Raw genomic sequence first — 25,386 nt, forward strand, 5'->3', positions numbered from 1 at the left:
CAGGCTCGATTTATCACGCGATGACAAGGAGGTCTCACCGTGAATCACACAAAGACTATTCGTTCGACACTTTCCACCATTTCCGATGCTTCTGGGCAAACAAATCTGTGGGCGATCAACCTATCTCGTACTCGTGGAGCGTTAGCGGACGCCGGAGCCCGCACAAGCAAGCAGGCGCTTTCCCGTTGCCTATCCGTTCGTCATGGACAGCGTTTGTTAGCGGTTGCTGTTATGGCGACACAGCTTTCTCTCCATGGTGCCTCTGCGCTTGCGCAGTCAGCGACGCCGAGTAACGCTGATACACCGCCGTTTGAAATGACGGCCGAGACGAGTACGGACTCAGTAAACATCAACAGTGCATCAGCCCCTGAACTCTCCAGTCAGCTTAACGGCATTGGTGGGAGCAAAGCTGAAGCTATCGTGCGCTACCGGGAGCAATTTGGACCGTTCGAGTCTGTGGAAGAGCTGTCGGAAGTTACCGGGATAGGCGCCGCGACCGTGGAGCGGAATCGTAAGCTGATACGTATTCGCTAGACACGCAGTCCATTAGGGGGCTACCGCCCCCTTTATTTCTTCGCCCTATACGCGCACCATTCCGCCGCAGTGATTGAGTGGGGAGCGTAGGGCGTGCATTGCCTGGTAACAGGAGCCAATGGATACATCGGACAAGCGTTATTGCCAGCGCTTGCGGAGCGGGAGTATCTGCTGAGTACGCAGTGTCGTCCTGGAGCTGTGTCTGCGTTGCAAAGAGTCAATGCAAACCTTCTCGAATGTGACTTCGGCAGTGATACATGGGAGCTGCCGCTGCAGGGTGTGGACGTAGTTGTGCATCTGGCCGGTGTAGCTCATCAGCATGGGGAAGCTAACGCCTATCAGCTTATCAATGTTGATGCTTCTTTGGCCTTGGCTGACAGAGCGATAGCCGCAGGCGTGCACCGCTTTATATTCGTGAGCAGTGTCAAAGCAGAGGCGGCTGAGTACGACCAAAGACGTGTCTTGTTACCGGTGTCAGAAGCCGAAAACCCCTATGCCCAGTCCAAGGCCATGGCCGAGGAAGGCTTACGGCAGCGTTTTCAAGGTAGTGACGTGACACTTGTCGTCCTTCGTCCTGCCCTTGTCTATAGCGAGGGTTCTTTGGGGCACTTACGCTGGCTTCGTCGCTGGACGAATCTGCATTTGCCCGCTCCACCTGAAGGCGGGCAGAGAAGCATGATTGCTCTGACTGATCTTGTTCGCCTGCTGACATTGCTGGTAGAGCTCCCCATCGAACACACACAGACGTTCGTGACTGTGACCGATGGTGAGTCTTACAGTACCCGGAGATTGCACGCGGCACTTTGTACGGCAATGCAGCGACAGCCCTGGCTACCCTCGCCCCCAGCGTTTGTTTGGCAAGCCCTTGGCCGGATACTGGATACAGTTCGTGGCGAAGCGCCTGGGCGAACCTGGGATCGTATGACCGGTGACGAGTGTTATTCGTCACAGGGTTTGGATGTATTAGGCTTCAGTCCGTCATTGAACTTTGAATCCAGTTTGGGAATCGCCGCAGATGTATCTTAGCTTCGGCTTGCTGGCGCTGCTTTTGGGCGTAATGTTCACGGCCGTCTATCTTCCCCTGGCGAAGCGTTTGCGATTTTTGGACGCTCCAAACCATCGCAGCGCACATGTGGTGGTGACGCCCAGCTCTGGTGGCTTGGCGATTGTTGCCGCCATCGTCGTCAGTCTGCTGGCGTCAGAGGCGTTCGGGCAGAATCTTGATCAAGCGTCGTTATCCACGATGCTGTGGCTGATTGTCGCTGTCTGCGCGCTAGGAGCCTGGGATGACCGGCGTCCGGTACCGGTTTACTTACGTCTCGCTGTGTTCCTCTTGTTATCAGCACTTGCCGTGTTTGCGAGTTTAGGTTCTGAGCCCATGCCGTCGTGGATGTGGCCGCTACTGGTTGTTGGTTTCGCGTGGCTGCTCAATCTCTACAACTTCATGGACGGCATTGATGGTCTGGCTGCGCTTCATACGGTAATGGTAGCCGGCGGCATGCTTGCAGTGGCCCTTATCACAGGTGCCGAGCGCACGTATCTGATGCTCTGTGTGATTATCATCGGAGGCTATGCCGGTTTTCTTGCGTTCAACTGGCCGCCCGCCAAGTTGTTTATGGGGGACGCTGGGAGCCTCAGTGCGGGCATGCTCATAGGTTGGCTAGGTTTGTTGGCCTTGCAGGATGCGCATTTACCGACTATCGCGTGGTGGCTGCTCATGAGCCCCTTTTTGTTGGATACCGGCGTCACCCTTATGGAACGGGTGATACAAAGGGAGCGCTTAACCGAAGCGCATAGCGGGCATTGCTACCAACGCCTCGCCCGGCATTGGGGTAGCCACAGACGGGTTGATTTAGCCTTACTGCTTTTGCATCTATGTTGGCTTCTGCCCCTGGCGATCTTGTCCGCTTTCGGGGGCTTGCCAGAATGGACGTTGTTGTTCCTAGGATTATTCCCGCAACTCTTACTCATAGCGAAATTGCGCCGATTGAAGTAACATCTGCATCTTAAGTCGGCATTAAATACAGCGTTCTCAATTAAAAGCTGACAGGCGCAAAACCAGCGCGGAGTGAAATAAAACGATTGAATAAACCAGCCCAAAATCTGGTGGAGAGAGTGCGCGCAGTAGTGGACATTCCTGTCCAACTCATTCTCCGCATCGTAGAAGTGCCTCGCAACGTCAAGCAGGCCATGGTCCTCGGAGTGGACATGGGCTTTGTTGCCCTGTCACTCATTGTCGCTTTTGGTTACCCCTTTGCCTCTTTTTCCCAGCCGCCAGGCAGCGTGGAGTTTTTTTGTGCTGCATTGACTATGCTTGCCAGTGCCGTGGTCTTTCTGCGTATGGGTCTCTACAGAGCGATTATCCGCTTCATGGGACAGCAGGCGATCTGGACAATTATTCAGGCCGTCAGTTATTCCACGCTCGCCTTGGGCGCGGCAATATTTTTTACTCAAGCCGATGTGCCGAGGTCTATGCCGTTTGTCTACTGGGCTATGGCTATGTTCACCATCGGCGGGTCGCGCTTAATCGTCCGTGCGGGTTATCAGGCGCGACTGCGTTCCAGTGGTAAAAACGTTCTGATTTACGGTGCAGGAGAGTCTGGTCGCCAATTGCTGACCGCGCTGCATCATGGTGATCAGTACCGTGTTGTGGCGTTTGTGGATGATGATCCTCGAGCACAGCATGCGGTTATCAACGGTTTGCAGGTCGCGTGGCCTCGCGATCTTGAGCACCTGATAGAGCAACACGCCATTACCCAGGTGCTCTTGGCGATCCCATCAGCATCCGCGGAGCGGCGGCGAGAGATTATTAACTCTCTGGTCGGCTTGCCGGTTCATGTACGTACAGTGCCCAAGATCAATGAATTGGTGGGTGGCGCAGCGATGGTCAGCCAGATTCAGGACATCGATCTTGATGACCTTCTCGGTCGAGATCCAGTGCCTCCTCATCCTGAGCTTATCGACCGCTGCATTACAGGTAAGGTAGTGATGGTTACCGGAGCGGGCGGATCGATCGGTGCTGAGCTATGTCGTCAGATTCTGGAGGCAGGCCCTAAGCAGATCGTCCTTCTAGATAATTCCGAGTACGCGCTCTACCGTATAGAGCGCGAACTAAAGGACTTACAGACGGGTTTGCAGGCACACGTAAATACGGTTTGCCTGCTGGGATCGGTTCGAGATCAGCGACGAATGGAAACGATCTTCAGGACCTTTGGGGTTCAGACGGTCTACCATGCTGCGGCGTACAAGCATGTGCCTATGGTGGAACATAATGTCGCTGAAGGTGTTGCGAATAACGTCTTTGGAACCTGGCATGCGGCTGAGGCGGCGCGTCTCGCGGAAGTCGAGACTTTCGTGCTTATTTCTACTGACAAAGCCGTGCGACCTACCAATATCATGGGCGCATCAAAGCGTTTTGCTGAATTGATCTTGCAAGGGCTTGCGGGTGAAGAGAGCGCCACGCGATTTTGTATGGTTCGTTTCGGAAACGTGCTTGGGTCTTCGGGTTCCGTAGTACCTTTGTTTCGCGAGCAGATCGAATCTGGCGGCCCAGTTACGGTGACCCACCCAGAGGTTTCTCGCTACTTTATGAGCATCCAGGAAGCAGCGCACCTTGTACTGCAGGCCAGTGCTATGGGCACCGGCGGAGATGTGTTTGTGCTCGATATGGGTGAACCCGTTCGTATTGTCGACCTCGCTAAACGCATGATTCGGCTGAGTGGTCATGAGGTGGGTTCCGGGCGCGATAAGTTAGACGCGGTGGACATAGACTTCATAGGCTTAAGACCAGGCGAAAAGCTCCACGAAGAACTACTCCTCGGCTCATCAGTGAGCGGTACAGGTCATCCTATGATCATGCGCGCGGAGGAAGAATGCCTTTCTCACGGGCAGGTCGGCGTAGCTCTTAAGGAGTTGATGCTGCGCTGTGACGATATGGATTGCCAAGGGATCACTGAGGTACTTCGCGAGGCGGTCAGCGGCTTTGCTAATCACGAGATTCGCCACGACCACATTTGGGTGAAGCAGGGACGCGCCGGCAAGCGTCGTGCACTCGCCAATGAGAGCGAAGTCGCCAACGTCGAAAAGCTTTTTCCGGATTCTGCGCTCGACGTTTAGCGACTTAACGCTTGCCGCCAGTGATGCACCATCATTTGGCAGCGCTACTCAAACAGCTTTATCTGTCTCGACCCTTCTCACAACTCACGGCATACTGACGCGATGAAAAGCTTTGATGTGTTCAATGGTGATGCCGACGGCATCTGTGCGCTCCTGCAGTTACGTCAGGCGATGCCTAGGGAGGCAGAGCTTGTCACAGGGGTAAAACGCGATATTCAGCTGCTTGAAGTACTTGACCCAACCATAGCCGAGAGGGTGACGGTGATCGATGTGTCGCTGGAAAAGAATCGTGAACCCCTGGAGGCTTTGCTGGCTGCAGGCTCCCACATATTTTACTGCGATCACCACTTTGCTGGTGAGATTCCTAAACACCCGAATCTGGAAGCTTTGATTAACACCGCACCCGATGTGTGCACGAGCCTTCTTGTGAATGGCCATTTACATGGCGCCTTTGCGCATTGGGCGGTGGTTGGTGCTTTTGGCGACAACCTGGATGACAGTGCTAAAGCGGTGGCGAAGACCTTGGATTTGGATGCCGAGACCGTCGAGCTCTACAAACGCTTGGGTACCTATGTAAATTACAACGGCTATGGCGCAGCGCTGGGTGATCTACATTTTCATCCTGCGGAGCTTTACCAGTTAATGCGTGGCTACGCCGAGCCCCGTGTGTTCGTTAGCGATGCCATTTCGAGTTTTGAGAAACTTGAGCAGGGCTATGAGGGGGATATGGCTAGCGCGACGTCGCTATCGCCCGAGTGGGAGAGTGGCTCCGCTGCTTTGTTTATGCTCCCCGATGCGCCCTGGGCCCGCAGGGTTAGCGGTGTTTATGGCAACGCTCTTGCCAATGCTACGCCGGCGCGTGCCCACGCCGTACTGACTCAAAAGGCAAATGGTGGGTTTTTGGTGAGCGTGCGAGCTCCTCTGAGTGACAAGCGAGACGCCGATACCTTGTGCCGCCAGTTCGAAACCGGGGGCGGGCGCGCGGCCGCGGCAGGAATCAACGAGCTGCCCGCCGATCAACTGACTGCGTTCATCGACGCTTTTTCAGCGATTTACTCCTAGCTTTATATGGATTGGGACGACTTAAAGATTCTCCTCGCGCTATCACGAAAGCGTTCCGCGCGCGGTGCTGCGCAACTCCTGGGCGTCAGTAACTCCACCGTGACTCGTCGCCTGGACGATTTTGAGCGCGATTTGGGCTCTAGGTTGTTTGACCGTACTCCTGAGGGGTACCGGATGACGCAAGCGGCGGAGAACCTTCTGCCAACCGCCGAACATGTCGAGGAGCTCATGCTGAGTGCCGAGCGTCAGGTCACGGGCACAGATCAGGAGTTGGAAGGAACCATTCGGTTGACCTTGCCTCCGGCGAGCGGCTTTAACGTGCTCATGCCGCGCCTGGCCCAATTCGCCGCGGATTATCCCGGTATCGATCTGGAGGTCATCAGCAGTCCGGATGCCCTGGATTTGGGTCGACGGGAGGCCGATATCGCAATCCGTATTTTTTTGACCGGTTCTTCGCCCCCGGAGAACCTCATCGGTCGGAAAATCTCCGGGATGACCGCGTCTGCCTATGTCCACCGTGATCTCCTCAATCCTGATGACCCTGAAGATGTGAGTCATCTCACTTGGATAGGTCTACATGGCAATAACTACGATGATTCCTGGAAAAAAGTGTGTAAAAACGGGCACTTACCGGTTCGCCACGCGGTGTCCGCGATAACTCTGCAAGTGGAAGCGGTACGTTCCAAGATGGGTATGATGTTTGCTGCTTGTGCCATGTTTAGAGATCACCCTGAAGTCGTCAGGGTGCCCGGGGAAGATGTACATCACTATCTGGATCTATGGGTGCTGACGCATAAAGATTTGCGCTTGTCAGCGCGCATGCGGATTCTGAGAGAGATTCTGGCGGAAGAGCTTTCACAGCTTCGACCCTACTTCGATAGCTGTTGTGACGAAGAAGAGGGTGTTGCAAAAATGCAGCAAGCGTAGTCAATACCGGATATCGCGCTTCATTTATGCAGCGCCTATAGTGGGTCTCAACATTCACGAAGGAGATCCACCATGAAGAAAGTCCTCGTTTCAAGCATCGGAATCATTCTCGCCACAGGCGCAGTATCAGCTTTCGCCGGCAAGCAAGATCGTGAAAACCTTGCCCAGTGCAAGGCAGACATTGAATCTTACTATGGTGACAGTACCCGTACTCGACTGCGCAGCATCAAGCGCAGCTCTGGCGAAACCCATCTACGTCTGATGGTTAACCCCAAGGACGGCGAGAACACCGTTATCGTTTGCTCCGTGAGCAGTGATGGTGCTAGCAGCCTCGCGACCGGCGACGGCGTTGCGCTGTCTTCACCAGAAGCCGAGCAGAAGGTTAGCTTAGCTCAATAAGTCTTTTGGGCCGGCTGATTCGCTGGCCCTAAAACCCCCGCGGCGGTATCCATGGTACTACCGCATTGTCCCGAGACCTTAGGTTTCGGGTTTTTTTTGTCTGCTTAGTCTTCCACGTCATCCACATCCAGCTGGCCACTCAGTCTGCGTCGGATGTGCGACCAGGACATGCCTGCCGCTAGCAGCAGCGAAACCAACAATAGAGCGAGCCAGGTGAGAGCGCCGGTGGCATCCGTGGAGAGTAAACCGAGATCAATAAATAACCAGATCATGCACCCAAAGAGCGCCGCTCCAAGAGCGATTCCCAGCCATCCCAAAGAATTGAATGTGGCGCGGAGATACACCAGCCAAGCAATAAGCAGCGCAACGCCTACCAGAGCAGGGAGCGGACCGAAACTGAAGTTTTCTGATAGCAGCCAGCCCACATAAGAAAAGGCCGTCGGATTGTAGGTGCCAAACACCAGCGCTACGGCAAACAACCACCGGACCAGGAAACTATCGAGTCCAAAAGACTTTGCCATGTTTATTTCTCCGTCATTCTCTTCAATTAGCTAGCGCAGTTGCACTTCCGTACTATCGTCGAAGAGTAAAGCTAGAGCAAAGTGTGCAGCGACGCAATCGTGCGTCATTTCAGGGTGCCGGAATAGGGTAGACCTGATGTATTTCCTCAATTTTGCGCAACAGATCTTTCTCGAGTTTTATCTCGACGCTAGCGATGTTTGTCCGCAGCTGATCCATGGTGGTCGCGCCAATGATGTTACTGCTGGTGAACTGGCGACTGTTTACGAAAGCGAGTGCCATCTGGGAGGGGTCCAGATCAGCATCCCTAGCGAGGGCAACGTAGGCGTCTGTGGCGGCCTCCGACTGGGGATTACTGTAGCGACTGAAGCGTTCGAAGCGGGTGAGTCGTGCGCCGGCGGGGCGAGCACCGCCCTCGTACTTACCCGATAACATACCGAAGGCGAGGGGCGAGTAGGCGAGGAGACCTGCCTTTTCTCTTATGGTCATCTCGGCCAATCCCACCTCAAAGCTTCGATTGAGGAGGTTGTACGGGTTTTGAATTGATTGCACTCTCGGGAGACTTTTTTCGCGAGAGATCCGTAGATACTCCATGAGCCCCCAAGGGGTCTCGTTCGATATACCAATTGCGCGCACTTTGCCGGCCTTGACCAGCTCTCCCAGTGCAGACAGCGTCTCTTCGATAGCAACCCCGTCGTCGGTTCTGTGTCGGTAACCCAGTTGGCCGAAGAAGTTTGTGATTCGCTCGGGCCAATGCACTTGATAGAGATCGACATAGTCCGTTTGAAGGCGCTGTAACGAGGTGTCGATGGCCGCGTGAATCTGTTCCCGGGATAGTCTGGGCCCATCTCGCAGGTGATCAAAGTCGCCACCGGGCAAGCTGCGTCCTGAAACTTTTGTGGCCAAGACTATGTCATCACGCTTGCCCCGTTTATGCAGCCATTGGCCGATGATGCGCTCCGTGTCCCCCTGGGTCTCGGGGCGAGGCGGAACCGGATACATTTCTGCGGCATCAAAAAAATTCACGCCCTGACTCACAGCGTAATCCATTTGCTCGGCGGCTTCTTCGTAGGTGTTTTGCTCTCCGAAGGTCATGGTCCCCAAGCAAATAAGGCTGATATCAATGTCACTGTTGCCGAGTTTTCTGTATTCCATAGCGCTCTGATTTTGTCCTTTGCTAGTTATGTTTCTTTGGGGTTGATAGTCAACGGATCATCAGTTTGCCAGTGTTGTACCTCTATGACATCTGCCGGGTCCTGATGGATGACAATATCCGCGCCAGGAAAATGTTCCAGGATGGCCACTTCAACTTCATCAGAAATACGATGGGCTTCTAACAAAGAGATATCGCTGTCCATTTCGAGGTGGAGCTGAATGATGGCGGTGCGCCCCGATTGTCGCGTTCTCAAATCATGCAGGCCTTTTACCGAGGCGTTGGCAAGCGCGATCGCCGAAATCTGTTGTTGTTGGTGTTCCGGGAGTTCTCGATCTAGGAGTTCATTCACAGCCTGGCGCAGTATTTCGCGAGTCGATACCAGCAGGTAAAGGGCTATGAGGAGGGCGAAGACCGGATCAGCCTGTATCACGCCCTGACTAGCCAGTAGTAACGCGAGGAGGGTCGCTGCGTTGCTTAGCAGATCGGCGCGATAATGAATGGAGTCTGCGTGAATGGCTGTTGACCCCGTACGACGCACGACATAAACCTGAAACATTACTAAAAGCGAGGTCACCACCATCGCCAAAAGCATGACGGCCACGCCCGCGGTTACGGCTGGCATAGGCACGGGGTCAAAAAAACGGTGCATAGCCTCGTGGATCAAAAAGGCACTGGTGGCCACAATAAGAGCGGCTTGAATTAGTGCTGCAAGAGATTCCGCCTTCCCATGACCAAAACGATGGTTCTTATCCGCGGGGCTCAGAGCGTAGCGGACGGCAAAAAAATTGATCAGCGATGCAGCTGAATCCATGAGCGAATCCATGAGGGATGCCAGAATACTGACCGCTCCGGTGCTGATGTAGGCGAAGAGCTTCACGGCAATCAATAGGCAGGCAGTCAGCACGGAAGCAAGCGTTGCGAGGCGCATGAGCCTCGCGGCTCGCGCTTCCTGATGGCTGACTTCGCCAGACTTAGATTTCATGGGTCCCAAAGTTGGCCCTAAGCATTGGTCATTGACTGCACGGGGTTTAAGTCCGCGCCCCAAATGCGTACAGTCGCATCCTCAAATCAGGTAACGATTCTATCACCATGTCTTTCCCACCCTTGGCAACTTCTGCACGTCTGTGCATCGGTGTCATTTACGTCCACAGCTTCCTCGGCACGACAAGTCTGAGCCTGGCGGCGGCAGCGGAGCTTGAGGAAGTAAAGGTCGTGGGCCGCAGAGATACGCTGATATCGACCCTGGGTTCGACCACGACAGATATCATAGCTTTCGATGAGCAGGTTTCCCTTAATCGAACGGTGGGAGACTGGATTGAGCAACTACCAGGCGTGAGTTTAAACGGCCAGGGTGGTTTGTTTCAGGCCTACAGTATTCGCGGGTTTAGCCGCTGGAGAGTCCGTACCGAGCTAAACGGTGTTCCTATTATTACTGACCGCCGTGCCGGTAACTCTGCGTCGTTTGTTCCTCCCGATCTTATTGCGCAAGTGTCGGTCGATAAGTCCGCTTCGTCTACCTTGTACGGCTCCGGCGCGATGGGCGGGGTTGTCAGTCTCGATTCACGGATTCCCGATGGTAGATCCCTGAAGATTGAGGGAGCTGACAATGGGGAGCAGTTTTCCTTATCTGCTCTCTCAGGTAGCAGTGAGGGGCTGTCGGCGGGCCTGAGCATCAGACGGGCGGATGACGCTGATGACCCCGATGGAGACTCGCTAAATACAGGCTTTGAGCAAGTGGCAGGAACCCTCTCAGGCGTTTACGCTCTTGGTGATTTAGATGTGTCCTACAACTGGTTGGGTAGTGCGGGACGAAGTATCGGCAAAAGTAACGCTTTGTTTCCCGAGCGCCGAGTGAGCAGTTATCCCGATGATAATCATTCCGTTACCCAATTAGAGTTGCGCTCGGGGGGAGACTGGTTTCTTCGAGGCTATCACCACTATCAAGATTGGGCAGCAGACGTTGAGCGGCTTGGCGAGCGGCGAAATCTTACCCGCTACAGTTCCCACACCCTCGGAGGTCTGTTTCAGGCGAACACCGCAATTCTTGCGGGTACAGGCAGCGTGGGCCTGGAGTGGGTCGGCCGACGCGGAGTGTCCATTAAGGATAAGGAATACAGTCCTGATGGAGAGTTGATTGTTGCGCAGGAACTGGTGGATGGTGACGAGGATACTCTTGCCGCCTTTGCTGATCAGCAATGGGTGGTGGGTGATGTCAGCGTAAGCGGAGGACTGCGATATGACCGGATCGAACAGTCGACCGATTCGAGCAAGAGCTCAGATGGACAATGGTCGAGTAGTGCGGCTCTTGATTACAGCTTTGCTGAGGGCTGGTCACTTCGCGGCGAGCTTGCATCTGGCTTTCGCTTTCCCGGATTGAGCGAGCGGTATTTCAATGGTACGACTCCCCGAGGAGAGGTCCTTGGTAACCCTGACCTCAAGGCTGAAACACGGCGCAGCGGAGAAATAGATTTAAGGTTCGCGCCTCTATCCTCATCTTTCGATGGTGGGGTGTCGGTGTATTACAGCGATCTAGAGGATTACATCGAGCGCTACCCCGTCGGACCCGAGCTTGTGTCCTATCGGAATCTGGATGGAGCAAGCGTTCAAGGGATCGAGCTGGATGTCGGTTTTCAAACAGGACCGGTTAATCACCGACTGAGTTATCAGTGGCAAGAGGGTGAAGACGATGAAGGGAACACCCTTGCGGACCTCAATCCTCCGGCGCTGCACTACTTTTTTGCTTGGGAGCGTGAGCAAAGGGGCTTTTACAGCGATCTTAGTTTTCGTGACTCAAGAGATGAATTCGGCGCGGATGAAATACCTCTGGATTCTGCGTGGATTTGGAATGCGCGCTTCTCTCAACGTCTAGCAAATCGCTGGCGCGCCGAGCTGTTTCTTAGCAACATTCTGGACGAGGAGTATCGTTCCACAGCGGACGTCGTTGCACCCTTGCAGCCCGGAAGAACAGTCGGTATTCGTTTAGAGTGGCGTGAGAGCTGAGAGCTGGCTCTTTGGTTTAACGATGCTCTGGAAAAATCTCAGGAGGCTGCTCTGGCGCCCACTGGGGATACTTTTCCATGACAGTGGTGAAAAGCGAAAACCCTAGAAGTTTGTCCAGCCAAGCGCGGAGTGCAGGGTAGGGTGATTGATCAAACCACTCCCGGTCCACGCCGGCAAACTGGCGAATGAAGGGAAATATAGCGATATCGGCGAAACCTTTCGTCGAACCCGACAGCCAGTCGCTTTCTTTCAAACACTGCTCGAGTTTTTCTAGAAACTCGCAAGCCTCATCCCGATACCATTCTGAGTCGTGCTCCGGATGTCGGTCGGCGTACTTGTATTTGTCGAGCAGCGTTTTAAAGCTCCCGTCATTCTCAGCTATGAGTGAAGCACCGGCGGAATCCTCGTTCCTTGGGAGCCAACCGTCAGGATCCGCACGGCTGAGCGCCCAACGCATGACATCAATACTTTCATCGATTACTCCTCCATCCGCTAAGACGAGGACAGGTACGGTTCCTTTTTGCGAGGCAGCAAGCATAGCTGCGGGCTTGTCTTTGAGTATGACTTCGCGCAGTTCTACCTGAGCGCCGGAGTAGGCTACAGCCATCCGTGCGCGGATAGCGTAAGGACAGCGGCGAAAGCTATACAGTACAGGGAGCCTTGCAGGGTCTTGCTCTGGCATATATTGGTGATAGCAAAGATAGTTATTGGTTACGAACTGTACAACCTGGTCACAAAAAGTTGCAAACTTACGCAGGTATCTACGGACCTAGGATTCCCATCGCAGGTCAAAAAATTGAGACTGTCGTATTTACCTGTTTGCTATGATTGTGCCGTGAATTGCTCACTACTCTTTCTTTATTCAGTAGCGGCCCCAAGGCAAGCCTCGTGATCTTGAGCATGGTTGCCCGCGGTTCTACCGCATCAAGCTTGGTTTTCCTTTACGTCGTGTTGCGGCCTGGGTTTTTGTACGCGGAGTCAGAGCCGTCTCCTACACTTGTTAGCCTTTGGAGTTCGGCAAACCTTTACGACGCTAGCAGTAATGACTCCTTGTTGCAGAAAATCACTTTGAGCGGGCGCTTGCAAGCCGATGGGGCGATCTTTGATGCAAAACAAGGCCGCTTTGAAGATGCTCTTTGGCGACGATTCCGTTTTGGCTTTAAGGCGCAGTTGCGGGAAAGCTGGCTCGTGCATGTGGAGGGTGATTGGGATCTCAATGCCAATACGAGTAGGGGTGATGATGAATCAGATGAGTCGTTTAACCGGTTCACTGATGCCTACATCGCATGGACGCCTAGCGAAAAACTACAAATTAAACTGCTAAAGCAATCCGCGGGTTTTACCCTTGATGGCGCCACTTCCTCTACAAAACTTTTGACGCCTCAGCGTAACAATCTGACCAATAATTTGTGGTTTACATCTGAGTACTTCACCGGAGTTTCCGCAGCTGGAGAGACTGACGGTGGGTTGATGTGGAAGGCAGGTTTGTTCTCGGCGGAGAGCAATGAGGACTTTGGCCTCTTCGAGGCGGGAGCATTTACGCTGCTGTCGCTTGGCCATGACTTTTCTGGCCACTTATCAGTTGATCGCGCTGAGCTACGCATTGACTACGTCCACAATGAGGAGCGAGAAGGGGCGCAAACGCCAGATTTATCGCAGGTACTCTCCCTTTCGAGTAAATGGGAAGCCGATAAGTGGGGCTTGTGGAGTGACTTGGCGCTAGGAAATGGCTACGGCGATCGAAGTGACACGCGTGGCCTTACGCTCATGCCGTTTTACACTTACAGCCCGCAGTTTCAGGCTGTTCTCCGCTACACCTGGCTAGAGAGTGCGGATGACAATGGCGTGCGCTTGGGTCGCTACGAACGTGAGATAGTCGAAGAGCGGGGCGATGAGTATCAGGAGTTCTATGCTGGGGTAAATGTGTTTTTTTACGGACATAAGCTGAAGTGGCAGTCGGGACTGCAGTTTACGGAAATGCAGGATTCGGCAAACGATGGGGGAGCCTACCGTGGCTGGGGATTCACTACCGGTCTTCGAGCGTTTTGGTAGTTGCCATTTTCTCTCTAACAGGAGCCCTCAATCCAAAAACTGCCAGGTCTCTGCCCCGTCGAAGGTGCGTAGCTTGAGATTTTGAGTCACTTCCGGAGCTAGCATGCGCCCATTCACTGCTACACGTTTCGGTTGCTCTTCACTAAGGGAGTCGTAGTGGGTCATGCATCCACAGTTCGCACAGTGTTGAAAAGCGATTTGCTGGTCTCCCCAAATGTAAGAGACAAGCTTACCGGGCGCGGCCTTCACCGATGTGGTTTCGGTGTCAAGGAATGCCCACTGAGCGCCATAGCGTCGACATACCGAGCAGGTGCACTGTACGAGCGTTTCGGGAGTAACACTCAGAGCGATTTTAACAGCGCCGCAATGGCAGCTAGCTTCGGGCATGCGCAGCTCTCCTCTTGTGTGATGCGTTACCGTTCAGGCAGTCATTCCACCATCGACCATGTAAACGCCACCATTGAGAAAACCACTCTCTTCGCTTGCTAAAAACATCATCATGTTTGCAACATCTTCGGGGTCAGCGTAGCGCTCCATGGGTATGCTTGCCTTGATTGCCTGGTATTGAGCGCCCGGATCCTCAGGCATTAAGCCTGTTTCCAGAGAACGCATCATACGGCCCTCCACCGGAGAGGGATTGAGCGTATTCACACGAATGTTGTGTGGGCCGCCTTCTTTTGCGCAGGCTCGCATTAGTCCTACTACGGCATGCTTGCTCGTGCCATAGGCGGTCATTCCTGGCGTGGCGCTGACACCCGCGACGGAGGAGGTGATCACGATGCTGCCGCCACCACTGGCGGCCATGATGGGGAACACATGCTTGATGCCAAGGAATACACCCAACACGTTAACGTTGAATACGGACTGGAAAATGCTCAGATCTAACTCGCTTACCGGCATAACGGGCCCTTCAACGCCAGCGTTCGCAAGGAGCACGTCGACGCTCCCGAAAGCCGCGACCGTCGCTGCCACATATTTTTCGGTGTCGGCTTCTGAGGTAACGTCAGCAACGCTGTAACGCACGGTGTCATCGCTATAGCCAGACGCGACCTCCTGCAAATTTTCTTCGTTTAGATCGACAAGCATTACCTTGGCACCTGCCGCCACGAAGCGCCGCAGGACGACTTTCGCTATGTCTCCAGCGCCGCCGGTGAGAATCACTGTCTTGTCTTTGACACTGTCCATGAAGCTTCTCCGATTTTTATTGTGATCTTAGCCGATTGTTTCGTTCAGAAGTCGCAGCCAATTGAGGCCCAAGAGTCTTTCCATATCTCCCGTTGACCATCCTCGACGATCCAGCACGGCTAAGAGGTTGCGATAGCGGTTTGGTGTATCGAGCTCTGGGATCCAGGGTGGCCAACGCAGCTCATAGCTCGGCTTAAAGAACCCCGTTCGAGGTACAAACCATTCTTCGTAGGTAGCCCAAGGTGATATGCCCTGGGGCGGGTAGTCCGTCGAGATACCTATGTGCTCAATCCCGGCAACGTTAACGGCATGCTCGATATGGTCGGCATAGTGTTCAATAGTAGTATCTCCGCCAGGATCTGGCCCGACGAAATATCCGAGAGCAATCATGCCGATGACGCCTCCCTTTTCAGCACATTTACGTATTTGCTCGTCGGTTTTCGCGCGGGGGTGAGTGCGTAGGGCATCGCACATGGTGTGCGTGATGCCGACGGGTTTCTTGGAAAACGCTATGCCGTCGAGGGTTGTCTGGTCGCCACAATGGGAGAGATCTATGAGCACGCCTGTATCGTTCATGCGCTCGACAACTTCCAGGCCGAAGTCAGAGAGCCCAGCGTTTGTTCTCTCGAGACATCCGTCCCCGACGAGGTTTCGGCTGTTGTAGGTTAGCTGGAACGAGCGCATACCGAGTGCGTACAAGGCATCAATGTTGTCTACGTCACCATTGAGCATCGTGGAGTTTTGGAAATTCATCATAACCGCTGTGCGTTGGGTCTCTTTGGCGCGCAGGAAGTCCTCTGACTCCAGTGCGAACATGAGCTGGTCATCGTGTTCATCGATGCGGTGGCGCCATTCCAACAGAGCATCGATGGCTGTCTGTAGATTTTTTCGCGGTAGGCTCTCAATGATTCCCGAGTAGTTGGCAGCGCGAAGAGCGGTGAATACCTCGGCTCCCCACTCCTTGCCAAAACACAGGGCATCGATGACAAGCATGTCTTCGTATTTGTCCGAGAGACTGGTGGCTGCTTGGCCGGGAAGAACGCTACTGGCTAAAGCTGCGGCTGCGCCCTGAAGAAACAATCGCCGGTTTGATGTCCATTCCATTCCCTGGTCACCTCTTTTTGTGGAGCGTCTGATGGCCGACTTCGCTGCCACCTATGCGGTATCTGAGAGTAAAACCTGTTCTGCGCCCGCGGTCGATAGTTTTTCGTTTACTATTTTGTCGTTTACAAAAATTGAGTTGCTCTTAACGATGATAGATCTGCGCAGTGACACAGTAACCAAGCCTACGGCCGAGATGCTCGAAGTGATGCATAACGCGGATACGGGTGACGACGTTTATGGCGAAGATCCGACGGTCAATGAGTTAGAGCGCTATGCGGCAGTGCTCACAGGGAAAGAGGCCGCGGTGTTTGCGCCTACAGGCACTCAGTCGAATCTCATTGGCTTGCTCAGTCATTGTCAGCGCGGTCATGAGTACATCGTGGGGCATGGTGCGCATACCTATATGTACGAGGGTGGAGGCGCCGCCGTCCTGGGCGGCATTCAACCGTGCCCATTACCGTTTGCTGAGGATGGTTCCCTAGCTTTAGATGAGGTGGAGCGCGCGATAAAGCCGGACGATGCGCACTTTGCCATTACTCGTCTGCTGTGCCTCGAAAATACCCAGGGAGGCAAAGTACTGCCCATGGAGTATCTCGAGCGCTACAGTGAACTGGCGCAGCGCAACGGCTTGCGGCGACATTTGGACGGTGCTCGAGTGTTTAATGCCGCTGTGGCGCTATCACTGCCCCTAGCGCAGATTTGCGAGCATTTCGATACGGTATCTATATGCCTGTCCAAAGGACTTGCATGTCCTGCCGGGTCGCTCCTCGTGGGTGATGAAGAAAGCATTCGCAGTGCCCGTCGTTGGAGAAAGATGCTTGGTGGAGGAATGCGTCAGGCGGGCATTCTCGCGGCAGCGGGCCTTTACGCCCTCAAAAACAATGTTTCCCGGTTGCAGGAAGACCACAACAAAGCGAACCGTGTCGCGGTGGCCCTCTCAGCACTGCCCACGTTCAAACTCCAAGAAGACCCCCAAACGAATATGGTGATGCTGTCTCCGGATATGGCAATAGGGCCGCTCACGGAACATCTTCACGGCGACGGCATCAAGATATCGGGGACTCGCTGGGTATTTCATCAGGATGTGTCGGAGGAGGAGGTCGATCACTTGATCGCCAGTTGTCGTCGATTTGCTTAGGGTTTAGGCGAGGGGTTGGTTGTCTCTGACCACCGCCAGAAACGCCTCGGCGTATTTGTCTCTTTTGCGATCTCCTACACCTGAGATCGCTGCAAACTCGGCAATGTTCCCCGGGCGCTGCTCGCAGATGAGTTGCAGCGTGCGATCGTGAAAAATGATGTAGGGCGGAATGCCCTGATTCTCCGCTAACTGTCGCCGACACTCCCGCAGAGCTTCCCAAAGCCCCACGTCAATATGTTCTGGTATCGCACTTTTGGTGGTGCGTTTTGCAGAGCTGCTTTTAGGGTCCTGACGTAACTGAACCTCAACCTCGCCACGCAATACACCGCGTGCGCTTTCTTGGAGGCAAAGAGCGCCAAATCGTGTCATATCGACGCTTAGATACCCTCGAGCAACAAGCTGCCTGAACACGGACTTCCATTGGCGGGAGTCCAGTGCTTTACCTACTCCAAAGGTCGGTAAACGATGGTGGTCATTCTGAATGATTTTGTCGTTCTCAGCTCCCCGTAAAACGTCGATGAGGTGGTTTACACCAAAGCGCTGACCCGTCCGGTACACCGCGGACAGCGCCATTTGCGCAGCCTCCGTTCCATCCCAGGTAGCGACCGCGTTCTGGCAGCTATCGCAGTTTCCGCAGGGATTCTCCAAATGTTCGTCAAAGTACGCCAGAAGAGCTTGTCTTCTGCAGGTGGTCACTTCGCAAAGACCGAGCATTGCGTTCAGGCGGTGCTGCTCTTCGCGTTTGAAGACCTCACTACCTTGGGATTGATCGAGCATTTGGCGCAGCGTGATGACGTCCTGTAATCCGTATACCAACCAGGCATTAGCTGTCAGACCGTCGCGACCGGCACGTCCGGTTTCCTGATAGTAGGCCTCTACGGTTTTGGGTAAATCGAGGTGTGCAACAAACCGCACATCGGGTTTGTCGATGCCCATGCCGAAAGCGATGGTTGCAACTATCACCACAGCGTCTTCTCGAAGAAATCTGCGCTGATGCTCGGCTCGCGTTTCTGCCGGGAGTCCTGCGTGATACGGGAGAGCATTGAAACCCTGCTCCGCCAGCCAGCGCGCTGTCTCATCCACGCGCTTGCGAGAAAGGCAGTATACGATGCCTGCATCTTCCCGATGCTCATCACGCAAAAAGCGTAAGAGCTGACCTCGCGGATTGTCTTTTAATGCGATGCGATAGCAAATGTTGGGCCGATCAAAGCTGACCAGAAAATGGCGGGCTTCGGTAAGCTTGAGTCTTTCCGCTATTTCTTGCCGTGTTCGCGCGTCGGCGGTGGCTGTGAGGGCAATACGGGGGACTTCCGGGAATCTCTGATGCAATTCGCTGAGTCCCAGATAGTCCTCGCGAAAGTCGTGACCCCATTGGGATACACAGTGAGCCTCGTCGATGGCGAAGAGCGCAGGTGTTAACTGATTAAGAAGGCGAAGCATCCGTGCCTGCAAAAGGCGTTCGGGAGCCACGTACAGTAAATCTAGTCGACCATCGAGCCAGTCTTGCTCGATAGCTCGCGCATCCTCAGGGGTGAGGCTAGAGTTTAGGAAAGCGGCGCGCACGCCGAGTTGCTGGAGTGCCTCTACCTGATCCTGCATGAGCGCGATGAGTGGCGACACCACGATCGCGCAGCCTTCTCTGAGTAACGCAGGTATCTGGTAACACAAAGACTTGCCGCCGCCCGTGGGCATGATGACCAGGGCGTCCTCTGCGTTGAGAAGAGTGTTGATGATTTCTTGCTGCGGTGGACGAAACGCCGGGTAGCCGAATACGTGCTGAAGAGTGTCTAGCGCTTCGGCTGTGTGGTCAATCTGCGAGTGCTCTGGTTGCAGCGGCTGCCTCGGAGTTTCTGCTTAGTAGCACTGTCGGCAACGGTAGCCTTTCGTAGGAGTGCTGCTTTTGGCTGTATTTACTTAGCGATAGCTATCGAACGGCAGTAACAGAGCAATGGTTGTCGAGTGGCCTAGCTTGCGCTCTTACTGGCGGCTGACTTTGCCTTGGGAGCTGCCATATTGGCCTGACCGCTAACACCAGACTTGATTTGCTCGATTTCTCCACCGGCTTCCAGAAAAGCTTTCACTTTATCTTCTAGAGACGAGGATGTTTCTACCGCCGCTGGCGGCTTCTTCTTGCCGGCGGTTCTCAGGGGTTTCTTAGCCATAACTATACTTTCAACACTTTTTTCGGGCGCATAGCATAGCAAATTTTAGCGTCAGAAGTTCGGAGAACTTCTTTGGACGGCCTGAGACCGCTCGTCCTGGATTTGTTACAGCCAGTCTGTAAGGGCTATGCCAATGCCGATACGATTGTTGTAGTTCTCCATATCAATCAGATTTTCGCCATAGCCGGAGTAGATTTGTACAAAACCCTTAAGCCGACTGAATAAGGGGAAGGTGTAATTCACCTCCAGACCGCTGCGATTGGGGCTGCTGAGATTATTCTTCAGGCCAACGGCAAAGGTATGTCGTTCGCGCTTGTGGATGAGGCCCAACTGGAGCCTGCCCATGTAGTCCTCTATGTTGGGATTATCATCAACGTCGGCGGGTTCGCTGATCCGGGCCCAGGTCTTGGCAGAAACAACCCAGTTACCCCGATCCAGCGCCAACTCAGCGGTCACGCGATTCCAGCTTCGAGAAAGGGGTTCCGAGCGTCCATTAGACTGATGATTGAGGGCGAGGGTGGCGATGCGCGCGTTCCAGCCAAAGACCTCAAAGTCCACGGGCACTTGCCAAAAGACTTCAGGCTGATGGTTGGTTTCTCGAAAGGGTGCCGAAGCGTCGTCTTCCGCGTAGAGCTGCCAGTAGGATTGCTGTGTGTAGGCCGCCCAAATCGACGAATCCCTCCAGAGCCCCTCTGCCAAGCGTGTCTTGAGGCTTAACTGCATCTTTATTTCATAGTCACTGAAGCTCTCTTCAAGGGGGCCAAAGTCGGAGTAATCAGGATTACTGCTGAAGGTCAGGGGCAGAATGTAGTTGGGGTGATGGGGTGTGATCGAGAACCACTGATCGGTCAGGGTGGACTCCTGCTCCACTCGTGCTTCGATGAGCGAGAGCTGGGGGAGCGCTTCGCTGAGAAGCTCTACTTCGCCTTCAGCATTCACCTCAGGTAATTTTTCAGGAGTGAAGTAACTGTCGAAGCAATTCAGTCGGGCGTCGGATTCTGCAATGTAGGCGCAGGTTTCGGGACTAGCGAAGACTACGTTTGACAAAGGAACCAGCAAGATCAGGATAAGGCGGTAATAGCGTTTCATTGGTAAGAGCTCAGAGGGTTTAATCGGTAGAGCAGCGACCATAGCAGATGAGCACTACCGATCGTCTACGTCACAAACACTGTACACACAGCAATAGTCTCGCCAGAATGTGCGACCTCTAAGCGTGGGAACAGCAGCATGATCGACTTATCAGACACTTTGAGTTTCAAAAGCGGCGCGGTTATGCCCAACCGTTTTATGTTGGCACCTCTTACCAACCTGCAGAGCCACCCGGACGGCACCCTGAGCGATGATGAGTATCACTGGCTGACAAAACGTGCCGAAGGGGGCTTTGGTGTGACCATGAGTTGCGCATCCCATGTGCAGGCCGAGGGTTGTGGATTTCCCGGGCAGCTGGGTTGTTTTTCTGACGAGCTTCTACCCGGTTTGACCCGCCTCGCCGCGGGCATAAACGAGCAGGCTAGCATCTCTGTGTTGCAGCTACATCATGCGGGCATGCGTTCGCCCAGTGAGCTTATCGGTGTGCAACCGCAATGTCCCAGCGATAATGAAAAGACCGGCGCCAGAGGTTTGTTTCTCGAAGAGGTTTGGCGTCTTAGGGATGATTTTGTTGCGGCCGCAGTGCGTGCAGAGAAAGCCGGGTTTACCGGAGTTGAGTTGCATGGAGCGCACGGCTACATGTTGGCGCAATTCTTGAGCCCGACCATCAATCAACGGGATGATGAGTACGGTGGTTCTCTTGAGAATCGAAGCCGATTGCTTTTGGAAATTATTGATGGAGTGAGAGCGAAGTGTGGGTCGGAGTTTCTGTTAGGGGTGCGCCTGTCCCCTGAGCGCTTTGATATTCGATTGTCCGAAATGCGGGTGCTAGCACAACGTTTGATGTACGAGGGGCAGATCGACTTTCTCGATATGTCACTTTGGGACTCGTTCAAGACGCCTGAGGAGGATGGTTTTGACGGAAAGACCTTGCTGCAGTGCTTCACAGAGCTAGACAGGGGCGATGTCTTGCTGGGGGTTGCCGGCAAGATCCGCAATGCAGCAGATGCCCGTCGTGGTATTGCTGAAGGCGCAGATTTTGTTGTGGTCGGGCGGTCCGCGATTTTGCATCACGATTTTCCCAAGTTGGTGGCAGCGAATCCGGAGTTTGAACCAGTGTCGAACCCTGTGAGTGCTGACCATCTGCGCAGCGAAGGGCTCGGTGAAGCGTTTATTGACTATATGGCAACCTGGAAGGGTTTTGTTGAGGGCTGAGGCTCTCGACGAGCTACCGGTGAGTACAAAGCTCTCTCTGTACCACTGCCGTAAAGTCGATATCTATGCCTTTTGAGTTCAATACTGCGTTGCGATGTCCTCTAGACGGCTTGCCGATGGATTGGCAGGACGGGGTGCTCCACTGCGCAAATCGCCACGCCTACGACATTGCAAAACAAGGCTACGCCAACCTTCTCTCGGCTAAGGACAAGCGGTCCAAAGATCCCGGTGATAGCCATGAGATGGTGGCTGCTCGCCACCGATTCCTGGAGGGTGGTCATTATCAGGCCGTAGCAAACAGTGTCGCTGACGTTCTCCTGCCGCATTTAGTGACGGGCTCACTCATTGTTGATGCGGGATGCGGCGAGGGTTATTACCTGCGACATCTGCGCGATCGTGTAGCTGAAGCAGGTCTTCCGAGCGTCGCAATGGTGGGCTTCGATATCTCGAAGTGGGCAGTACAGGTGGCCGCAAGGCGTTTTGCGGCTACTTGGCTTGTAGCCAGTAATCGCAGCATTCCCTTGGGAGATGCGTCTACCGATGCCGTGATCGATATGTTCGGATTTCCTGACTTTGAATCTTTCTCGCGAATATTGAAGCCCTCGGGGCTCTTATTGCGCGTGCAGGCGGGGCGCGATCACTTGATCGAGCTTCGGCGCCTTATTTATCCATCGCTTAAGGATCGAGAGCTATCGCAGTCAGCACCGCCGGGGTTTTCGCTACAGGCGCAATCACAGCTCAATTTTGAGACAGTAGGTCTCGACAAGACTCAAATGGCTGACTTGCTGCTCATGACACCACACTTTTTTCGGGCCTCCGCAGAAGGCAAAGAGCGCGCTGCAGCAGTAGACACGATGCCGGTGACCGTTAACGTATCCGTGGATTTGTTCCGTAAGAGCTAAGTCCCGCGGTCGTCGCTGGATATGGGCAGTGGTGGTTGTGGCCGCGTTGTTGCAGAAACTGCCTCAGCTCAAATAGCCCATGATTTTTTCTGCGGCGATCATTCCCTGTTCTTGTAGACCCTGCATGAACGCCGCATCGGCTTCCGCGCTCGTGCGCGAAGAAGTGAATCCATCGAGACGAGCATTCTTCATCCACTCCATGAGCGAGGGGTTTTCCTGCCAGGCTAATCCATTCACCAGGTCCGCCAACATATTACGGAAATAGTCCGTATCCGTATCCGGATGGGGTACCGGGGCGCAGAGGGTGTTTTTGCGGGTCTCATCGTGTTCCGTCAGCTCCACGTGGGCAATGAAAGCCGCGCTAAACACTTGCTGGCAGGTTCTCACGGACTGCAAAATTATTTCCGAGTCGGCAAAAACAGGCTCCGGAGGGCGGCGCTCCAGCCCGTCGGCAGTGCAGTCGACAAAGAGCGTATCCGGTTCGTTATCAACAGACCCCTCGTCTAAACGGATGCTCTGTGTCGAGATGCTCTGCACGCGACCTAGGCGAACCACGTTCTCGATCGAACGCAGTTTTGCAATCTCGGTTTTTGTCACCGTGGCGCAGCGGAACATTGTGGGCTTTACACCTTCGTCGATGCGCAGCACCACTCCCGCTGCTTCGGCGCGCACAAAGAAATCTTCGGCAGACTCGGAGTCGGCGACAGACTGTATTTGCAGGATCGAAAGCTGCTGAATCGAGCTTTCGAAAAGGTCCTCCGACTGCGCATAGGCTCGATCCCACAGCCAGGACTCTCGGGGTTTAATCCAACGGATTGAATCCGCAGAGACGCCATTGTCCAATAGAAACAGACAGGCATCGAAACTTGTTTTTCCAGCGCCAATTACCGTGTACCTCTTAAAGTCACCTCGGAGGCTCGCGAGCGCGTTGGGAGGAACGCAGGTGACGCCGTCTCCAATATCGTAGGAGGGTGCGGCCATTGACGGCACCTTCACGTTCATAAAGGTCGCATCAACGATGGTGGCAGCGTCCACATGATGACACTGCTCTGATGTCATCGATTGGATTTTCCCACCACCCTGATATTCACACATAGGGAAGTATTGCACTCTGCCGGAACTAACAAAATCACGCATGAGATCGTCATAGTAGGCGCAAACTTCAGCCTTACTCGCTAGTTCGTAGAGCCCCTTATTGTTGCCCGCAGTGTCAATGCGATTCGAACCAAGAGGTCGGGAGTTGACGCCGTAAAAGCTTGAGGGCTGATGCAAGCGTACATAAGGATAAGCCAGATTCCAGTGACCACCGGGCTGATGATAGCGATCGACAATGGTGATTGTTACATCTGACTCCTGCATGAGTACATCCGCAAAAGCCATGCCCATCGCGCCGGCGCCCACAATTAAGTAATCCGTGCCGCGTGCTTCCATCCCGAGTTTCCTATGTCATTATTGTGACTGAACAGTGGCAAATAAATAGATGCTCGGCAAGTGCCATGGATCGGAGGAATAAAAATAATGGAACGACTTCAAAAGTTAATGATTGGAAACGCCTTTCTCGTGATTGTGATGAGCATGTTTGCGGGATTCATGCTGGGCTTTGGCTTGATCGGTGGACTGGAACTGTATCCCAGCAAAATAGTAGCCATGCCCTATTACGGTACTGCGGAGGGTTGGGCTCGTGCTCACTCCGGCGGTTTAACAAACGGTCTCCTGATTCTTGCACTGGCTTGGGCACTTCCATTGATACCCCTGAGTGACAAGATGCGAAGTGTCACTGCTTGGGGCTTTATCTATATTGGCTGGGCGAATACCGTTTTTTACTGGGGCGGGAATGCGGCCGGCAGTCGCGCTCTGAGCTTTGGTGACAACCCTCTTGGAGCCAGCAATTTCTGGGGTGCACTGGGCTTTGGGATGGCATTTGTCGGGGCGCTGCTGATTGTGTATCTGCTCTGCTACGCCGCTATTCGCGCGCTGCGAAGCGCCTGAGGAACAATGATGCAGCAATTAAGGTTCGGTATATTTTTCTCAGTCTTTGGCGTGCTGCTCTCAATGCTCACCGCCAGCAGCTGGGCCAGCGATAGCTCAGGCACGCAGGAGTCAGCGTATATCGCTTCTGAAGATCCTATGGCCGACGTACAGAAGGGTCTTGAGCGCGCTAGGGCGCAGGATAAGCTCTTATTGGTCGTTATGGGCGCGCAGTGGTGTCATGACAGTCGGGGACTCGTCGAAAAGTTTTCTGATTCTCGGGTTGCGGAGTTACTGGCCGCGAACTACGAAACGGTATTCATTGATGTCGGGTACTTCAAGGATCTAAGGGCGATAAGTCGCCGCTTCAATCAGGCGCATTATTTCGCGACGCCTACGGTGATGATTATCAATGCGGATAACGAGCGGCTTATTAACCGAGACGATATGAGCATATGGGGCTCCGCAGACTCAGTGCCTCTAGAGAGATATCTGGAATACTTTGAGGTTTATGCTGCGAATCCCTCGCCAAATTATGTGCCCTTGCCGGATGCGCAGGCATCGCTGGTCTTGTCCTTTGAGCAGACTCAGTCAGAGCGGCTACAAAGCGCTTATGAACATCTCGTGCCCGGTATGCAGGCCGAAGATCGAACCGGCGCGGCTGGGAAGGAATTTTTGCAGCAATGGCGCGAGGTTTGGCGCTATAGATCCGCTTTGCAAAAAGACATTCTCTCTTTACGCCAGCAGGCGCAAGAAGCGCCCGACACCGAGTTGGTGTTTCCGGAGTACCCATCGTTTAGCTGGGAGGGTGATTCCTAGTCTCTATGGGAAAACTGACGTTTCCGCGGCTATTCGCAG

25 protein-coding genes are annotated in these 25,386 nt (G+C 54.0%); 14 read left to right on the forward strand and 11 right to left on the reverse strand.

Features of this window, described 5'->3' with window-relative positions:
* The first annotated feature begins 39 nt into the window (after positions 1 to 39).
* From R0137_RS07835 to R0137_RS07865, 7 genes are all read left to right on the forward strand, one after another.
* On the forward strand, positions 40 to 534 hold the full coding sequence (locus R0137_RS07835; RefSeq protein WP_407329824.1) for a ComEA family DNA-binding protein: 495 nt from the start codon (positions 40 to 42) through the stop codon (positions 532 to 534).
* A gap of 93 nt (positions 535 to 627) precedes the next feature.
* The gene (locus tag R0137_RS07840) at positions 628 to 1,560 is read left to right on the forward strand and encodes an NAD-dependent epimerase/dehydratase family protein (RefSeq protein WP_407329825.1); all 933 of its coding nucleotides are present in this window, start codon (positions 628 to 630) and stop codon (positions 1,558 to 1,560) included.
* Entirely contained in the window at positions 1,550 to 2,530 is a 981-nt protein-coding gene (locus R0137_RS07845) for an MraY family glycosyltransferase (RefSeq protein WP_407329826.1), read from the forward strand. The genes R0137_RS07840 and R0137_RS07845 overlap by 11 nt, the downstream gene beginning before the upstream one ends.
* 86 nt (positions 2,531 to 2,616) lie before the next feature.
* Positions 2,617 to 4,650 carry a polysaccharide biosynthesis protein gene (locus R0137_RS07850; RefSeq protein WP_407329827.1) on the forward strand — a complete coding sequence of 678 codons (2,034 nt, stop codon included), beginning with the start codon at positions 2,617 to 2,619 and terminating at the stop codon, positions 4,648 to 4,650.
* A 102-nt stretch (positions 4,651 to 4,752) separates the two neighbouring features.
* Positions 4,753 to 5,712, forward strand: coding sequence for a DHH family phosphoesterase (locus tag R0137_RS07855; RefSeq protein ID WP_407329828.1), 960 nt, complete (start codon positions 4,753 to 4,755; stop codon positions 5,710 to 5,712).
* A gap of 6 nt (positions 5,713 to 5,718) precedes the next feature.
* Positions 5,719 to 6,639: a LysR family transcriptional regulator gene (locus R0137_RS07860; protein ID WP_407329829.1), complete on the forward strand. Its 921-nt coding sequence runs from the start codon at positions 5,719 to 5,721 to the stop codon at positions 6,637 to 6,639.
* 72 nt (positions 6,640 to 6,711) lie between these two features.
* Positions 6,712 to 7,038 carry a hypothetical protein gene (locus R0137_RS07865; RefSeq protein ID WP_407329830.1) on the forward strand — a complete coding sequence of 109 codons (327 nt, stop codon included), beginning with the start codon at positions 6,712 to 6,714 and terminating at the stop codon, positions 7,036 to 7,038.
* Between the two features lie 104 nt (positions 7,039 to 7,142).
* Here R0137_RS07865 and R0137_RS07870 read toward each other — a convergent pair whose 3' ends face one another.
* From R0137_RS07870 to R0137_RS07880, 3 genes are all read right to left on the reverse strand, one after another.
* A complete protein-coding gene (locus R0137_RS07870) occupies positions 7,143 to 7,559 on the reverse strand; it encodes a DUF6524 family protein (RefSeq protein ID WP_405273876.1) in 417 nt (138 codons plus the stop codon).
* A 109-nt stretch (positions 7,560 to 7,668) separates the two neighbouring features.
* Positions 7,669 to 8,712: an NADP(H)-dependent aldo-keto reductase gene (locus R0137_RS07875; protein WP_407329831.1), complete on the reverse strand. Its 1,044-nt coding sequence runs from the start codon at positions 8,710 to 8,712 to the stop codon at positions 7,669 to 7,671.
* A gap of 26 nt (positions 8,713 to 8,738) precedes the next feature.
* A complete protein-coding gene (locus R0137_RS07880) occupies positions 8,739 to 9,695 on the reverse strand; it encodes a cation diffusion facilitator family transporter (RefSeq protein WP_407329832.1) in 957 nt (318 codons plus the stop codon).
* A 107-nt stretch (positions 9,696 to 9,802) separates the two neighbouring features.
* Here R0137_RS07880 and R0137_RS07885 point away from each other — a divergent pair, with 107 nt between their 5' ends.
* Positions 9,803 to 11,713, forward strand: coding sequence for a TonB-dependent receptor plug domain-containing protein (locus R0137_RS07885; RefSeq protein WP_407329833.1), 1,911 nt, complete (start codon positions 9,803 to 9,805; stop codon positions 11,711 to 11,713).
* Between the two features lie 16 nt (positions 11,714 to 11,729).
* On the opposite strand, the gene R0137_RS07890 is transcribed toward R0137_RS07885, so the two are convergent.
* The gene (locus R0137_RS07890) at positions 11,730 to 12,320 is read right to left on the reverse strand and encodes a glutathione S-transferase (protein WP_407329834.1); all 591 of its coding nucleotides are present in this window, start codon (positions 12,318 to 12,320) and stop codon (positions 11,730 to 11,732) included.
* Positions 12,321 to 12,601: 281 nt separating this feature from the next.
* Between R0137_RS07890 and R0137_RS07895 the strand changes: the two genes are divergently transcribed.
* Complete coding sequence (locus tag R0137_RS07895; protein ID WP_407329835.1) at positions 12,602 to 13,765, forward strand: porin; 1,164 nt, start codon at positions 12,602 to 12,604, stop codon at positions 13,763 to 13,765.
* Positions 13,766 to 13,792: 27 nt separating this feature from the next.
* Here the strand turns inward: R0137_RS07895 and R0137_RS07900 are convergent, their stop codons facing one another.
* Genes R0137_RS07900 through R0137_RS07910 form a run of 3 tightly spaced genes read right to left on the reverse strand, consistent with a single transcriptional unit; the run spans position 13,793 to position 16,054 of the window.
* Positions 13,793 to 14,152, reverse strand: coding sequence for a GFA family protein (locus R0137_RS07900; RefSeq protein ID WP_407329836.1), 360 nt, complete (start codon positions 14,150 to 14,152; stop codon positions 13,793 to 13,795).
* Positions 14,153 to 14,185: 33 nt separating this feature from the next.
* On the reverse strand, positions 14,186 to 14,950 hold the full coding sequence (locus R0137_RS07905; RefSeq protein ID WP_407329837.1) for an SDR family NAD(P)-dependent oxidoreductase: 765 nt from the start codon (positions 14,948 to 14,950) through the stop codon (positions 14,186 to 14,188).
* Between the two features lie 27 nt (positions 14,951 to 14,977).
* Complete coding sequence (locus R0137_RS07910; RefSeq protein WP_407329838.1) at positions 14,978 to 16,054, reverse strand: dipeptidase; 1,077 nt, start codon at positions 16,052 to 16,054, stop codon at positions 14,978 to 14,980.
* 31 nt (positions 16,055 to 16,085) lie between these two features.
* On the opposite strand from R0137_RS07910, the gene ltaE reads away from it, so the two are divergent.
* Entirely contained in the window at positions 16,086 to 17,192 is a 1,107-nt protein-coding gene (gene ltaE / locus R0137_RS07915) for a low-specificity L-threonine aldolase (protein WP_407329839.1), read from the forward strand.
* A gap of 3 nt (positions 17,193 to 17,195) precedes the next feature.
* On the opposite strand, the gene recQ is transcribed toward ltaE, so the two are convergent.
* The 3 genes from recQ to R0137_RS07930 all read right to left on the reverse strand — a co-directional run bounded on the left by recQ (position 17,196) and on the right by R0137_RS07930 (position 20,443).
* Complete coding sequence (gene recQ, locus R0137_RS07920; protein WP_407329994.1) at positions 17,196 to 19,004, reverse strand: DNA helicase RecQ; 1,809 nt, start codon at positions 19,002 to 19,004, stop codon at positions 17,196 to 17,198.
* A 152-nt stretch (positions 19,005 to 19,156) separates the two neighbouring features.
* Entirely contained in the window at positions 19,157 to 19,354 is a 198-nt protein-coding gene (locus R0137_RS07925; protein WP_008294628.1) for a hypothetical protein, read from the reverse strand.
* Positions 19,355 to 19,459: 105 nt separating this feature from the next.
* Positions 19,460 to 20,443 carry a phospholipase A gene (locus R0137_RS07930; RefSeq protein ID WP_407329840.1) on the reverse strand — a complete coding sequence of 328 codons (984 nt, stop codon included), beginning with the start codon at positions 20,441 to 20,443 and terminating at the stop codon, positions 19,460 to 19,462.
* 138 nt (positions 20,444 to 20,581) lie between these two features.
* Between R0137_RS07930 and R0137_RS07935 the strand changes: the two genes are divergently transcribed.
* Together R0137_RS07935 and R0137_RS07940 are read left to right on the forward strand one after the other, a co-directional pair.
* Complete coding sequence (locus R0137_RS07935) at positions 20,582 to 21,658, forward strand: NADH:flavin oxidoreductase (RefSeq protein ID WP_407329841.1); 1,077 nt, start codon at positions 20,582 to 20,584, stop codon at positions 21,656 to 21,658.
* A gap of 65 nt (positions 21,659 to 21,723) precedes the next feature.
* Positions 21,724 to 22,560 carry a putative RNA methyltransferase gene (locus tag R0137_RS07940; RefSeq protein ID WP_407329842.1) on the forward strand — a complete coding sequence of 279 codons (837 nt, stop codon included), beginning with the start codon at positions 21,724 to 21,726 and terminating at the stop codon, positions 22,558 to 22,560.
* A 63-nt stretch (positions 22,561 to 22,623) separates the two neighbouring features.
* On the opposite strand, the gene R0137_RS07945 is transcribed toward R0137_RS07940, so the two are convergent.
* Positions 22,624 to 23,991 carry an NAD(P)-binding protein gene (locus R0137_RS07945; RefSeq protein ID WP_407329843.1) on the reverse strand — a complete coding sequence of 456 codons (1,368 nt, stop codon included), beginning with the start codon at positions 23,989 to 23,991 and terminating at the stop codon, positions 22,624 to 22,626.
* An 87-nt stretch (positions 23,992 to 24,078) separates the two neighbouring features.
* On the opposite strand from R0137_RS07945, the gene R0137_RS07950 reads away from it, so the two are divergent.
* A complete protein-coding gene (locus R0137_RS07950; RefSeq protein WP_407329844.1) occupies positions 24,079 to 24,549 on the forward strand; it encodes an isomerase in 471 nt (156 codons plus the stop codon).
* 9 nt (positions 24,550 to 24,558) lie between these two features.
* A complete protein-coding gene (locus R0137_RS07955; protein ID WP_407329845.1) occupies positions 24,559 to 25,347 on the forward strand; it encodes a thioredoxin family protein in 789 nt (262 codons plus the stop codon).
* Positions 25,348 to 25,386: the final 39 nt, after the last annotated feature.

It is taken from the genome of Congregibacter brevis (assembly GCF_045689245.1).
In the GTDB taxonomy this organism is placed as follows: domain Bacteria; phylum Pseudomonadota; class Gammaproteobacteria; order Pseudomonadales; family Halieaceae; genus Congregibacter; species Congregibacter brevis.

What these genes read in the sequence shown, in the direction of transcription:
- R0137_RS07860 (WP_407329829.1), top strand. Translation starts at nt 5,719, where the DNA reads ATGGATTGGGACGACTTAAAGATTCTCCTCGCGCTATCACGAAAGCGT.
- R0137_RS07945 (WP_407329843.1), bottom strand. Translation starts at nt 23,991, where the DNA reads ATGGAAGCACGCGGCACGGATTACTTAATTGTGGGCGCCGGCGCGATG.
- R0137_RS07845 (WP_407329826.1), top strand. Translation starts at nt 1,550, where the DNA reads ATGTATCTTAGCTTCGGCTTGCTGGCGCTGCTTTTGGGCGTAATGTTC.
- R0137_RS07885 (WP_407329833.1), top strand. Translation starts at nt 9,803, where the DNA reads ATGTCTTTCCCACCCTTGGCAACTTCTGCACGTCTGTGCATCGGTGTC.
- R0137_RS07855 (WP_407329828.1), top strand. Translation starts at nt 4,753, where the DNA reads ATGAAAAGCTTTGATGTGTTCAATGGTGATGCCGACGGCATCTGTGCG.
- R0137_RS07950 (WP_407329844.1), top strand. Translation starts at nt 24,079, where the DNA reads ATGGAACGACTTCAAAAGTTAATGATTGGAAACGCCTTTCTCGTGATT.
- R0137_RS07900 (WP_407329836.1), bottom strand. Translation starts at nt 14,152, where the DNA reads ATGCCCGAAGCTAGCTGCCATTGCGGCGCTGTTAAAATCGCTCTGAGT.
- R0137_RS07925 (WP_008294628.1), bottom strand. Translation starts at nt 19,354, where the DNA reads ATGGCTAAGAAACCCCTGAGAACCGCCGGCAAGAAGAAGCCGCCAGCG.
- R0137_RS07935 (WP_407329841.1), top strand. Translation starts at nt 20,582, where the DNA reads ATGATCGACTTATCAGACACTTTGAGTTTCAAAAGCGGCGCGGTTATG.
- R0137_RS07930 (WP_407329840.1), bottom strand. Translation starts at nt 20,443, where the DNA reads ATGAAACGCTATTACCGCCTTATCCTGATCTTGCTGGTTCCTTTGTCA.
- R0137_RS07875 (WP_407329831.1), bottom strand. Translation starts at nt 8,712, where the DNA reads ATGGAATACAGAAAACTCGGCAACAGTGACATTGATATCAGCCTTATT.
- R0137_RS07890 (WP_407329834.1), bottom strand. Translation starts at nt 12,320, where the DNA reads ATGGCTGTAGCCTACTCCGGCGCTCAGGTAGAACTGCGCGAAGTCATA.
- R0137_RS07910 (WP_407329838.1), bottom strand. Translation starts at nt 16,054, where the DNA reads ATGGAATGGACATCAAACCGGCGATTGTTTCTTCAGGGCGCAGCCGCA.
- ltaE (WP_407329839.1), top strand. Translation starts at nt 16,086, where the DNA reads ATGGCCGACTTCGCTGCCACCTATGCGGTATCTGAGAGTAAAACCTGT.
- R0137_RS07955 (WP_407329845.1), top strand. Translation starts at nt 24,559, where the DNA reads ATGCAGCAATTAAGGTTCGGTATATTTTTCTCAGTCTTTGGCGTGCTG.
- R0137_RS07865 (WP_407329830.1), top strand. Translation starts at nt 6,712, where the DNA reads ATGAAGAAAGTCCTCGTTTCAAGCATCGGAATCATTCTCGCCACAGGC.
- R0137_RS07940 (WP_407329842.1), top strand. Translation starts at nt 21,724, where the DNA reads ATGCCTTTTGAGTTCAATACTGCGTTGCGATGTCCTCTAGACGGCTTG.
- R0137_RS07880 (WP_407329832.1), bottom strand. Translation starts at nt 9,695, where the DNA reads ATGAAATCTAAGTCTGGCGAAGTCAGCCATCAGGAAGCGCGAGCCGCG.
- R0137_RS07905 (WP_407329837.1), bottom strand. Translation starts at nt 14,950, where the DNA reads ATGGACAGTGTCAAAGACAAGACAGTGATTCTCACCGGCGGCGCTGGA.
- R0137_RS07870 (WP_405273876.1), bottom strand. Translation starts at nt 7,559, where the DNA reads ATGGCAAAGTCTTTTGGACTCGATAGTTTCCTGGTCCGGTGGTTGTTT.